Here is an 11,360-nt window from a genome sequence, read left to right as displayed (position 1 = left end):
CCGCACCCGCACCCGCACCCGTGAGCGTGAGCGTGAGGTGCTCGCCCTCCAGACCGGTCAGGTCGGTGGAGTCACCCCTGCTGCCGGGCACCCGGCCGAACCGGCGCCTTACGGCCACGCCCTGCATCGGTGACGACGTACTCCACCAAAATAACGTAACCGAGTTACATACTTTCAGGGGTGGTGGCGAGCCACGGCAGCCCCGCCGCCAACTGCCCGAACGCCTCCTCCGCCGCCGCGAACGCGTCCTCCCGTACCGCCGCCACGCTCTCCCCCGCCGCGATCCGCCGCCAGTTCTCCTGCGCGAGGATCCGCTGTACGGCGACGATCTGACCGGCCGCGAGCCGGGCCGCCAGGGTGTCACCGAGGGCGACGGCGAGCACGGCCTCCGACCGCTGCTGGTACTCGTACGCCCGCGCGACCAGCGACGGCGTGCCGTAGAGCAGCCGGTGGAAGGCGAGCACCCCGGGGGCGCCGTTGAGGCCGGTGACGGGGTCCTCTCGGCGCAACCCGTCGAGAAAGTGCCGACGCAGCGCGTCGACCGGCGACAACGCCTCCGTCCCCGCCTCCGTACCGGCACCGGCCGCCGCCCGGACCACCCGCGCCGCCTCGTCCTCGTGGTCCGCGAAGCGGTGCAGGACGAGGTCCTCCTTGGCCGGGAAGTACCGGAACAGCGTCGGCTTGGAGATGCCAGCCGCGGCGGCGATCTCCGCGACGGAGACCGCGTCGAAGCCCTTCGCGAGGAAGAGCCCGATCGCGATGTCGGACACGTTCTGATACATCTGCCGCTTCTTGCGCTCGCGCAGCCCGGTTCCTGCCATGAGGGTGAGCCTACGCACCACGGCATGCGCGGGCGGCGCTGGAGGGATGGGCTTCGCGGTGCCGGATCGCCGCATGGAGCGCCGATCCCAAGCCCTGCGCCCGGACGCAGGCCACGGCACGGACGAGATCCTCGAACGCCTCACGGGCCATCTGAACAGAATTCCCGACCAAGAGGACTAGCGCAGCGCGGAGAAGAGGAGCGGGTTCACCGGTCGGGGTGGTCTCAGGCCGAGTGCGCGGGTGGCCGCCCCGAGGATCCATGCGTACGAGTCCTCGGTGCGACGGCCACTGAAGGCGTTGGCGGCCTCTCCGGCCACCACGCGGTCGAGTTCGACGTACGCGGAACGCACGACCTCCATGTTCCAGTAGACAGGCCAGTCGTCGACCATGTTCGTCGTGAACTGGGGATCCAGCCGGCGCCTCCAGCGGTCGATCATGAGTTCGCGGATACCCGAGCTGCTGCCCGCCAGATACAGATGCCGGATCAGGTCGTACAGAGGGTCACCCACCAGCGCCATGTCCCAGCCGACGATGGTCAGTTCCAGGTCGTGGTCACTGGGCACAAGATTCAACAGGCTCAGGTTCCCGTGCACGAGAGCGGGCTTCCGGTGGCTCACCGTCCATGGACGCATGATCTCGCGCAGCGCCTCCGCATCGGGCAGGCCGAGCTTCTCGGCCAACTGCCGTGACCTCGTCGGCAGTTGGCTGACCATGTCGACCAGCTGGCCCTTGGCCCAGCCGAAGAAGTCGAAGCCCTTCTCGCACGCCACCGGGTCGAGCCGGCGGGTGTCCACCTCGGTCAGGGCCGCACACTGGTCGATCAGCGCGTTCGCCTGTTGCGGGGAGAGCCACCCCACCGAATGATGCGGAGGCACGTTTCCTCGCGGTGCCTCGTACGTGTGGATGGCGAACTCGTAATACGGCCGGGTCGCGCCGACCGCCAGGACACGCGGTACCGCCACCGCCGCACCCGACTCCTCGATGGCCCTCAGCACTGTGTGCTCACCGACATGGCTTCCTCCGGTCCTCGGGGCCTCGGCCAGTTTGCGCCGTACCACGACCGGCCGGTCGAAACCCGGGACCCTGACCACGGTGTTCGAGTGTGTCGCGTCCCTGAACACATCCTTGTCCTTGGCCCTCACCTCTCGTTCGAGAGCCTTGTGGATGAAGGCGGCGGGGAAGTCCGGGCGCTTGGGAAAGTGCCTCTCCAGCGTCCATCGAATCTTCGGGCCGGCAGAGCCACGCCAGATACGGCTCGGATCCGCGCAATGGTCGAACCGCCACTGGCACAGGATCTCCTCGATCTCCTCTTCGGCGGGCACGTTCCGCAGCTTCAGCGGTTTCTCCGCGGCCTCCAGGGCCCGGCGGACGGAGGCCGTCGCCACGTCCAGGCTCCTCTGGTCGCACGCGGCCTCCAGGACCTTCGCGGCCCGGATGACATCGGGAAAGACGGACTGCGCCCGCTCGAAGTCCACGTAGTGGCCCAGATCCCGGTCCATGCCGTCGGTGGCCCGCGGACGGACCCCGAGCATGGCCCGCGACCAGAAGGACTTGACGTCGTCCCACTGATCGTCCGGATACCGCATCCGGACCAGATGAGTGGCGAGGTCGTGCAGAGGATCGCCGTAACTCGCGAGTTCCCAGTCGACGTTGGCGAAGGGCGGATCATCACCGTACGACACGATCTGGTTGTCGCGGTGCAGGTCGCAGTGGAGCAGACCGAACGGCCGGGAGGTCATTTCGGGTACGGCTTCGGCGTACCGGCCGAGGGCGTCCGCAGGGACGCCGAGGCGCGTGAACAGGGCGCCGAAGACCGGCCAGTTGCGCTGCCGGATCTGCTTGTCCGCCATGTGTGCCAGGACCCGCAGGAATCCACGGCTGTCGTTGTCCTCTGCGGGCCACGTCGACGGCAGGGGCGGCAGCGCCGTCCGCGGCACCGGGGCCGCCTGCGCGATGAGCTCGGTCTGCGCCTCGATGATCGACGTGTCCACGCGCTTGCCGTATTCGCACAGGCTGGACAGCGGCACTCCCTCCACATAACTGTGGACCGCGAAGCCGTCACCCCTGTACAGGCATTCCGGAACAAGGGGCAACTTGCCCTTGAGCGCGTCCAGGATCTCCGCCTCGTTCCGCCAGGTGCGGATCACCACCGGCAACGCGCCCTCGCGCGGGATACGCACGGTCACAGGGGTGCCCGCCTCTTTACCGAGGATTCGCGCCACCTGCTCGGTCACGGGCAGGACGAAGTTCCGGTTGTGGTGCCCGCTGCTCTCCTGGCCTGTCTGCCGGCCCTGGGCGACGAACGCCGGGACGGCACTGAGCCCGTTACTGGTGGCACGCTCCCCAAGAAGAGGGAGGGGACCGGAAGTTGTGCCCACTTGCCGCTCCGAAGTGGTTGAGCTGTCCGCACGAACCGGAATCGCCCGCACCCTATTGCAGGGCCGAGCCTCCCGCGTACGAACACAGAGTGCTACACGTCACACACACTGCGCATGCGTCTCATTCGAAAATGACACCTCAGAGGTAATTCCTGTCCTCCCTGGGACCGTCCGACCGCTCCGCCTCCCGCGTCCGGTGCCAGCTCACCAGCGCTCCCGTGATCTGCGAGTGCCCTGGCACCCCGCGCAGCCCCAGCGGCTCAGCCGCGTTCTCCAGCACCTTCCGCAACTTCAGCGCGGCCAGGGGGAGTCCGGCCCAGTTGAACGCCGTCCCGTCACGAACCAGCAGTGACTGCGCTCCCCGGATCACATCCGTGAACACACTCTGCGCCTTCTTGAAATCAAGGATCAGCGGCAGGTCGTCCTGCCATCCGCGCGAACCGCCCGGCCGGACGCGCTCGACGACCTCGCACCAGGCCCGGGTCATACGGCGTTCCTGGTCCGCCGGGTAGCGCATGAGGTGCAGGTGCGTGGCCAGGTCGTACAGAGGATCGCCCAGCATCGCCAGCTCCCAGTCGATCGTCCAGAGCCGGCCACCGGCGTCGACGATCAGGTTCTCGCGATGCAGATCGGCGTGCAGCAGGCAGAACGGGCGCTGTTTCAGCCCGGAAACCCTCTTCCTGAGCAGGGCGAACGATTCGCCGGTCACGCCCAACTCGTCGAAGAGGCCGCCGTACCGCGCGCGGTTCTCCTCGAAGATCCGCTCCTCGCTGAAGGCGATCAGGCGCTCCAGAAAGCCGTCGCAGTCGCCCTCGTCGGCGCGGTCCGTGTCCCCGCAACGCCGCTCCACCTTCAGCCGGCTCAGCGTGTCCGGGGTGATCAGCGCCATCTCCCGGAACAGTTCGACGATCTGGTCGAAGACGGTATCGGGAACGCGCCGGTCCCACGGCAGGCGCCGCCCGACCGTCCGGCCCTCGATGAAGCCCTGGAGTTCCATGCCCTCGACGTCGAGGATGTCGGGGATGCGACTGATGTGCCCGTGCAGCGCGCGCAGTAGCTGCTCCTCCGACCGGAAGCATCTGCGGTCGAACCACAGGATCCGGGCGCGCGGCTCCCGGACCTTGACCATCCGGGTGCCGCCCGGCGGGCACAGCACATACGTCTCGTGGTGGTATCCCTTGAGCGGGCCTTTGACCACACCGGAGTCGCCGCCCAGTTCGCCGGCGAGCCGCTCGGCGTCGGAGACCAGTCGGGGAGTCATTCTCTGGGTTCAGCCCGTTCTGACGGAGCCATGGCCATGGTGCAGAAGATGAGGCACGTTACTCCACGGACGCCTGGCGCCAACGGGGAACTCATCCATTGGCCCCGTCCGGTCGTATCCACTCCCCGCCTCACTCGTTCTGCAACCCGGCACACCCCCAGGGATGGAGCACCGGCCCCAGGGGAAGGACTGTCGGGACGGTGAGGAGGCCCACCATCGACGCTACGGACGATGCTACGGACGATCAGGAAGCCGTGTTGCGCCTGCTCGGCTCCACTCGGGCAGTGCTCTTCGACTTCGACGGACCCGTGTGCGACCTCTTCCGCGGTGTCCCCACCGCGGGTGTGGCCAAGCGCGTCAAGCGGAAGGCCCGGCGGTACTGGGGCACACTCGACCAGGACGTCGAGAACTGCGACGACTCGCACGGCATCCTCCGACGCCTCAGGGACATGTACGACCGCTCCCCGAAGCCGCGGGGCCGGCGTCCGCTCGACGAGGCGGAGGACATCGTCTCCCGGCAGGAGAGCAGGGCGGTCAGGAAGGCGCTGCCGGCACCGGACGTCGTCGTCCTGGTGAACCTGCTGTTCGCACTCGGGATGCGTCTGGTGATCGTGAGCAACAACGCCGAGCGGCCCATCGAGAAATACCTCAGCCGCACCGGGCCGAAAGGGAAGTTCGAGAAGGTGTTCGGCAGAGACCCGCGGAACGCGGGACTCATGAAACCGGATCCGCACTGCGTGAACCGCGCCCTCGCCCACCTCTCCCTCGACGGATCCGCCTGCCTTCTGATCGGCGATCAACTGACCGACCTCCAGGCCGCCCAGGCGGCCGGGACCGGCTTTCTCGGGTACACCCGGGACACGTCCCGGCAACGGGAGATGCTGGAGCGCGGAGCCGACGCCGTGGTGACCTCATACGCTCCCGTCATCGCGGCCTGCCGAGAGCTGATGGCTTCCCGGAAGGCACCCTCGCCCGCTACTCGCTGAGCAGGCCCCAGACGGAGTCGAACCACTCCTGCATGCTCTCCACGAACACCGTCCCCTGTGCATGGGGATCGGGCTCCTTCACGTGGTGGGTGAGTCCGGCGCCCAGGCCCACCACGTCGAGAGCCCCCTCGATCTCCCGGCCGTCGTCCAGCACGATGTTGCGCCGGTAGACCTGGTAGGGGCCGAGTACCGCCTCGACACCGTTGAGAAGATAGAGCTTCGAGTGCGGCATCAGCGGAACGCGGCGGATCCGCACATCCGCCGAGGACACGAGCTTCTCCGCCTCCAGGTTGCGCAGCACCGACCGTACGGACGCGGAGTGCCGCCGCGAGATGGCCAGGTACCGGTCCCTCAGGAGCTCGTCGTGGTCGCCGCTCTCCGTCCGCCAGTAGGGGGTCGCAAGTGATTCGGCGGGCAGCAGGATCCGCAGGGTGACGCTCTCCGGGGAGATCGCCCTGCTCCTGATCCGTTCCGCTTGCATGCGGATGTGGGTGTCCAGCGACTCGGTCGTCAGCGTGAAGACGTCGAGCGTGACGTCGGGACACGCGAAGGCGTGGTCGATGAGAGGGCCGAGCGTGACCATTCGGTCGGGCCGCTGACTGCTGGTCGCCGAGTGGATGCGCTGCACCTTGACCACCCGGGACCCGCTGCCCTGCCGCGAGACGATCCAGCCTTCGCTGATCAGCTCCCGCAGCACCCGCTGGACGGTGTCACGTGAGACGCCGAACTCCTCGGCGAGGTCGCGCTGTGACGGCAACAGGGACTGCAACGGGTACGTGCCGTCGGTCATCCGGGTCCGCAGCACGCCCGCCACGCGCTCGAACTCCCTGCCGCCGCCCTCGCCGGTGCTTCCCTCACTCACACCGCGACCGTACCTCGCCCACCGGGCAGGCACACCACTTCCAGTCAAACCTTCAGGCCAATTCAGCAGCCGGTTAAGGGATCAGCCGACCAGGGAATCCCCCCAACAAGCCAACCAGTCCAATTGGACTGAAAGTTGATCGCTTCCCGAGAAGCGACGGCCGGCCGCGACAACTGGGGGAGTCATGATCACTCTGCAACTGCTGTCAACCGTCATCGCGATGAGCCTGGAGCGGCTGTTCGCCGCACACTACGGAGCGCTCGGCGTGGTGTGCCTGTTCCTCCTGGGCGCGGGTCTGAGGGCTCGTAACGCGGTGTGCGTGTACACCGGGACCGTGCTCTTCGTCCTGCTGATGGTCCAGGCGTAGGGCCTGTCCGGCGAGGTCCTTCCGGAGCGGCTCGAAGGGCCGGGACGACCTCGCCGTGCCGAACCGGGCCCCCGGACACCGAACGTGCCCTTCAGCTCAGGCCTGACCGCGCAACAGCCTCAGCAGCGGCTCCAGCGAGCCCACGACCACCCCGGCACCCGCGTCCCGCAGCAGCTTCTCCTTGCGTTCGTTACGCGCGTAGCCGAGGAACGGAACGCCGGCCTCGCGCGCGGCGAGGTAGTCCGAGGGGGTGTCGCCGATCATGAGCGCGGACGACGGCGCCGCTCCCATCGCGTTCAGCGCGCGGTTGAGGCAGTGCGGGTCGGGCTTGAGATGGCTCAGCTCCTGGGTGCGGCCGTAGACGTGCGGGGCGAAGCACGAGGTCAGACCCCGGCTCGCCAGATACTCGTGGACCACGAGCGGGGAGTTGTTGGTGGCGACCGCGAGCCGGGCGCCCACCGCCGTCCAGGTGCGGATCAGCGGGTCGGCGTACGGAGTGGGCATCGCCAGGCTCGTGGCCCGGAGTTCCTCCTGGGTAAGACGTTTCTCCAGCTCGTCCACCAGGTCGCTCCCCGGATGCCGGCGGTCGACGGCCCGCAGCACGACGTGCGGATCCAGGGACTCGCGCTCCGCCTCCGTCAACAGACCGTGCAGACCCCGGCCTTCGAGCCACTCGACGAGGTCGACCGCCACGCGCTGCGCCGAGTGGCCCGCGAACAGGGCGCAGATGGGTCCGTCGAAGTCCCAGAGCACGACCCGCGCGCGGGCGACCGGTTCCCGCAGGTCGTCGAACACGGTGTCATCGAACACGGAGTCGTCGGCCGCCAGTTCGGACTGTGTCGTATCAGAGGTCACTAGGAGAGTGTCAGGTCCGTCGTGATGGTTTCCCAGAGGGCGTCGAACCACTTCTGGGATTGTTCGACGAACGCCGTGTCCCGTTCCCCGGCGCCCTTCTCGAACGGGAAGAGAAGCGACTCGGTGCCCAGGGTGTCGTACATGTCCAGCGGTTCCCCGCTCTCCACCGGCTCCTCACGGCGGGCGATCATGTAGTACGCGATCAGCGCCTCCGTCTCGTTGAGCAGGTACAGCTTCACCGGCGGGGTGAACGGCAGCGCCCTGAACGTCACCCGTACGTCGATGCCGTGCGACGAGCGCAGGGCGCGCAGATTGTGCTGGAGGACGTGCCCCTGGGCGTTGCGCTGGGCCAGCCAGCGCTGGTGGACCGGGTCGTCCTCGCTGCGGCCCTCGACAGGGACCGGGAAGGCCAGCGCGATGGCCCGGGACGGCAGCAGGATGCGTACGTCGATCGACTCGGGCCGGATGCGGCCCTCGTGGATCAGCCGGACCGGCTCACCGACGGCCAGCATCAGGGTCTCGGCGGTGAGACAGGCGGCGTCGACCCGCACGTGCGGGACCGAGAACGCCTCCGTCAGACGCGGCGCCAGGCCCACCATCGTCGGCTGGGGCCCTCCCCTGGGCGCGGACACCTCGGCGACGCGCGGGGGGCTGCCCTTGCTCACGTCGGTGAGCAGTCGCTCGGTGTGCAGGATGCGCAGCGCCTCTCGTACGGCACCGCGCTCGACGCCGAACTCCCCGGCCAGCTCGGCCTGGGTCGGCAGGCGGTCGCCCGGCCGCAGATCGCCGGTACGGATGCGGTCACGCAGGACGGCTGCGATCTCCTGGGGCGTCTGTCTTCTGCTGCCGTTCACTGCCACATTCTCCTGGGTCACGACCAAACGCTACAACTCTGATCCATCTTAAGGGAGTTGTAAGAAAGTTGTTTATGAGTACCGACCAATTGGGGACAACTTAAACAGAGTTGGTTGCCAACTTGATGAAGTTGGTGGAATCCCCGAATCCCCGTCTGAAGGAGGAATCATCATGCCCGCCATCGCTCTCCTCGCCGCCGTCTTCATCAGCGGCTTCCAGCAGTTCGTCAGCTGGCGGTACGGCACCTCGGGCGTCGTCGGCCTGCTGCTGCTCACCATCGGCATCAAGGCCAGGAACGCCACCGTCAGCTCCATCGGAGCCGTCGTGCTCGCCCTGCTGGTCACGGGCCCCGCCCTCTGACGATGACGACGGCAGTGAATGCAGGGACGGCAGTGATGGCAGTGACGGCAGTGACGGCAGTGACGGCGGCGACGCCGAAGACCGGCCGGGGGAGACGTGTCAGTCCGTGAGCACCAGCTCCGAACTGATCGTCTCCCACAGTGCGTCGAACCACAGATGCGACTGCTCCACGAACGTCGAGTCGCGCAGCCCGGGGCCCCGTTCGAACGCGAACAGTGTCGACCGGACGCCCTCGGCGTCGTACAGCTCCACCTGCTCGTGATCGATCTCCGCCTCGCTCCTCTTCAGCGTGTAGTACGCGAAGAGCGCCTCCGCCCCGTTGAGCAGGTACAACTGCACCGGCGGCGTGAACGGCAGGGCCCGGAAGGAGACGTGCACGTCGACCCCGTGCGTGGCCCGCAGGGCCAGCAGATTGTGCCGCAGGACCTGCCCCTGGGCGTTGCGATGGGTCAGCCAACGCCGCTGGAGCCGGCCGGTGGCCGAGGCCCCGGCCGGGGAGCCGTCCGCCAGTTCCACCGGTGCCGGGAACGCGAGGTCGATGTCACGGCTGGGAAGCAGCACCCGGACGTCGATCCTGGCCGGATTCAGCCGTCCGGCGTGAATCTGGCGCAGCGGCTCCCCGATGGCGAGGGTGAGCGAGACGGATGTCAGACACAGTGCGTCGATCGCGACGTGCGGCGCCCCGAAGGCCGCCGCGACGCGGGGCGCGAGGCCCCCGATGGTGGGCGGCGGCAGGGCGGCGGCGGGGCCGGTCGGCGCCGGTACGGGATCGAGGGCGACCGTCGCCGGGCTGCCCTTGCTCACATTGGTCAGCAACCGCTCGGCATGCAGGATGCGCAGCGCCTCGCGTACGGCACCGCGGTCGACGCCGAACTCCTGGGCCAGCCTGGCCTGGGTCGGCATACGCTGGCCGGGCCGCAGCTCACCGGTCCTGATCCGGCTGCGCAGGGCGTCCGCCACGTCTCGGTGTGACCTGTTGGTCTCCACATTCGAACACTACAACTTCCCGCCATCCTTGGGCAGTTCACGGGAAGGTGGTTATAGGACGCTTCCAAGTGGAGATAAGAACAGTGAAGTTGGTGGCCAACTTCTACAACATGGTCAAATCTTCCACAGGTTGGCTGTCGGGCTCTCTTCCGGAGGGGAGCCTGGAGCCCGGCAGCCACCACGACCGGAAAGGGGAAAGGGACACATCAGATTCGGATCAGAAGATGTCCGGGCACCAAGGCCGCCTGGACGTACGCAGCAGGGCGTCGGCCGAGCGGGCGGCGCCCGTTCGTTCTTCCCGCACCCGGCCCAGCGCCGCCAGCCGCACCGCCGACTCGTCACCGAGCCACAGCGCCGCCAACTCCCTTACATCCAGCGTGAGTTCAGCCGCGTCCCGGACACCGGCCGTGCAGGAGCCGACGCCTTCCGCGGACACCTCAAGTCGATACCGTCCCCCGGCGAACCCCGCCTCGTCGACGACCTCCAGGACGAGACCGCGACCGCCCTCGCCCTTCCCGTCGTACGGATCGTACGGACGCGCCTCCAGGGCCCGTACGACGTCCAGTAGCCGTACCCACAGCCAGTCCGCGTGGGTGGTGAGCCTGGCCGCGCGCGGGTCCGGGAGGAAGAAGGGAAGGAGGTCGTCCGGGGCGCGCCAGCCGGTCTTGACCTTTGTGACCCAGTCGACCGAGCAGAGGTACTGCCACAGGGCGCGCTCGGCGGCCGGGGTCGCGGCGATCAGCCAGTTCACCTCGACGGTGTCGTTCGGCTGCTTGCCTTCCCACTTGTCGTCGGCCTTGTACGAGACCAGCCCGTCGACCTCGCCGTCCGCCGAGCGGTGGACGGCGTAGAAGGGCTCGTTCCAGGAGTCCCCGAAGCGCACCAGCCCGGTGTCGATCTGCCACCAGCGCTCGTCACGGTTGACGGCGCCCGGCTGCCGCCGCATGAGCCGCTCGTGCAGCTCGGGCCCCAGTTTCCTTACGTCCTCCGCGTCCACGAAGTCGATACGGCCGCCGTCCGCCGGGCCCGCCCAGCGGGGGTCGAGGCCTGTGCGCGGTACGTCGATGGTCCAGTTGGAGGTCCAGGTGGCGGGGCCGAAGCCGTACCGTCCGTAGATCGGGTACTCGGCGGCGATGAGTGTGGCGACGACGTCCCCGCGTTCCTTCGCGGCGGTGAGGTCCTGGGCCATCATGCGGGTGAGGATGCCTCGGCGGCGGTGGGTCGGGGAGACGGTGACGTTCGAGATCGCGTCGGCGGGGACGGTGGCACCGGCGCCGACGCTGAGCTCCTGCGGGAACGAACGGAACGTCCCCACGCATCGTTCGCCGTCGTACGCGCCGAGGGAGCGGCCCGGCAGGAATCCGTCCCGGCGGGCCGACAGCTCCGTCTCCGAGACGTGGGGTGCCAGGAGGAACCCGACTTGCAGGGCCCGGATCCACTCACGGAGCCCGTCCTCGTTGATGACGCGTATGTCGACGTCCGTGCGGGGGGTCATGGGGTCAGGCTAGGTGAGGGTGGATGAGGTGTCGCGGGGATTTTCCTCGCCCCCGCCGCCCTTGCCCGTCCCGTCCCGTCTCTGGGGGCTGCCGCCCCCAGCCCCCCGCGATCGGCCCTGAAGGGGCCTCGT

The 11,360-nt window shown here is 68.4% G+C and carries 11 protein-coding genes; 3 read left to right on the top strand and 8 right to left on the bottom strand.

What is annotated here, in order from left to right:
* Nucleotides 1-164: 164 nt before the first annotated feature.
* The 3 genes from AOK08_RS17820 to AOK08_RS17810 all read right to left on the bottom strand — a co-directional run bounded on the left by AOK08_RS17820 (nucleotide 165) and on the right by AOK08_RS17810 (nucleotide 4,461).
* Complete coding sequence (locus tag AOK08_RS17820; protein WP_055526765.1) at nucleotides 165-821, bottom strand: TetR/AcrR family transcriptional regulator; 657 nt, start codon at nucleotides 819-821, stop codon at nucleotides 165-167.
* Nucleotides 822-998: 177 nt separating this feature from the next.
* The gene (locus tag AOK08_RS17815; RefSeq protein WP_055526764.1) at nucleotides 999-3,200 is read right to left on the bottom strand and encodes a phosphotransferase family protein; all 2,202 of its coding nucleotides are present in this window, start codon (nucleotides 3,198-3,200) and stop codon (nucleotides 999-1,001) included.
* 139 nt (nucleotides 3,201-3,339) lie between these two features.
* Entirely contained in the window at nucleotides 3,340-4,461 is a 1,122-nt protein-coding gene (locus tag AOK08_RS17810) for an aminoglycoside phosphotransferase family protein (protein WP_055526761.1), read from the bottom strand.
* Between the two features lie 200 nt (nucleotides 4,462-4,661).
* Between AOK08_RS17810 and AOK08_RS17805 the strand changes: the two genes are divergently transcribed.
* The gene (locus tag AOK08_RS17805) at nucleotides 4,662-5,447 is read left to right on the top strand and encodes an HAD family hydrolase (protein ID WP_241826990.1); all 786 of its coding nucleotides are present in this window, start codon (nucleotides 4,662-4,664) and stop codon (nucleotides 5,445-5,447) included.
* On the opposite strand, the gene AOK08_RS17800 is transcribed toward AOK08_RS17805, so the two are convergent.
* Complete coding sequence (locus AOK08_RS17800) at nucleotides 5,437-6,309, bottom strand: winged helix-turn-helix domain-containing protein (protein ID WP_055526759.1); 873 nt, start codon at nucleotides 6,307-6,309, stop codon at nucleotides 5,437-5,439. The two genes, AOK08_RS17805 and AOK08_RS17800, sit on opposite strands and share 11 nt — an antisense overlap.
* A 184-nt stretch (nucleotides 6,310-6,493) precedes the next feature.
* Between AOK08_RS17800 and AOK08_RS17795 the strand changes: the two genes are divergently transcribed.
* On the top strand, nucleotides 6,494-6,676 hold the full coding sequence (locus tag AOK08_RS17795; protein WP_055526743.1) for a hypothetical protein: 183 nt from the start codon (nucleotides 6,494-6,496) through the stop codon (nucleotides 6,674-6,676).
* 96 nt (nucleotides 6,677-6,772) lie between these two features.
* Here AOK08_RS17795 and AOK08_RS17790 read toward each other — a convergent pair whose 3' ends face one another.
* Together AOK08_RS17790 and AOK08_RS17785 are read right to left on the bottom strand one after the other, a co-directional pair.
* Nucleotides 6,773-7,531, bottom strand: a complete 759-nt coding sequence (locus tag AOK08_RS17790; RefSeq protein WP_241826989.1) for an HAD family hydrolase — start codon at nucleotides 7,529-7,531, stop codon at nucleotides 6,773-6,775.
* Nucleotides 7,531-8,412 carry a FadR/GntR family transcriptional regulator gene (locus AOK08_RS17785; protein WP_055526738.1) on the bottom strand — a complete coding sequence of 294 codons (882 nt, stop codon included), beginning with the start codon at nucleotides 8,410-8,412 and terminating at the stop codon, nucleotides 7,531-7,533. Before AOK08_RS17785 ends, AOK08_RS17790 begins: the two co-directional genes overlap by 1 nt.
* A gap of 145 nt (nucleotides 8,413-8,557) precedes the next feature.
* On the opposite strand from AOK08_RS17785, the gene AOK08_RS17780 reads away from it, so the two are divergent.
* On the top strand, nucleotides 8,558-8,746 hold the full coding sequence (locus AOK08_RS17780; RefSeq protein WP_055526737.1) for a hypothetical protein: 189 nt from the start codon (nucleotides 8,558-8,560) through the stop codon (nucleotides 8,744-8,746).
* Between the two features lie 99 nt (nucleotides 8,747-8,845).
* On the opposite strand, the gene AOK08_RS17775 is transcribed toward AOK08_RS17780, so the two are convergent.
* Together AOK08_RS17775 and AOK08_RS17770 are read right to left on the bottom strand one after the other, a co-directional pair.
* Nucleotides 8,846-9,733, bottom strand: coding sequence for a winged helix-turn-helix domain-containing protein (locus tag AOK08_RS17775; protein WP_079054101.1), 888 nt, complete (start codon nucleotides 9,731-9,733; stop codon nucleotides 8,846-8,848).
* Nucleotides 9,734-9,950: 217 nt separating this feature from the next.
* Nucleotides 9,951-11,228: a GNAT family N-acetyltransferase gene (locus AOK08_RS17770; protein WP_055526735.1), complete on the bottom strand. Its 1,278-nt coding sequence runs from the start codon at nucleotides 11,226-11,228 to the stop codon at nucleotides 9,951-9,953.
* Nucleotides 11,229-11,360 lie beyond the last annotated feature (132 nt).

It is taken from the genome of Streptomyces graminilatus (assembly GCF_001418565.1).
Lineage (GTDB): Bacteria > Actinomycetota > Actinomycetes > Streptomycetales > Streptomycetaceae > Streptomyces > Streptomyces graminilatus.
This window is presented reverse-complemented; position numbering and strand designations above follow the sequence as displayed.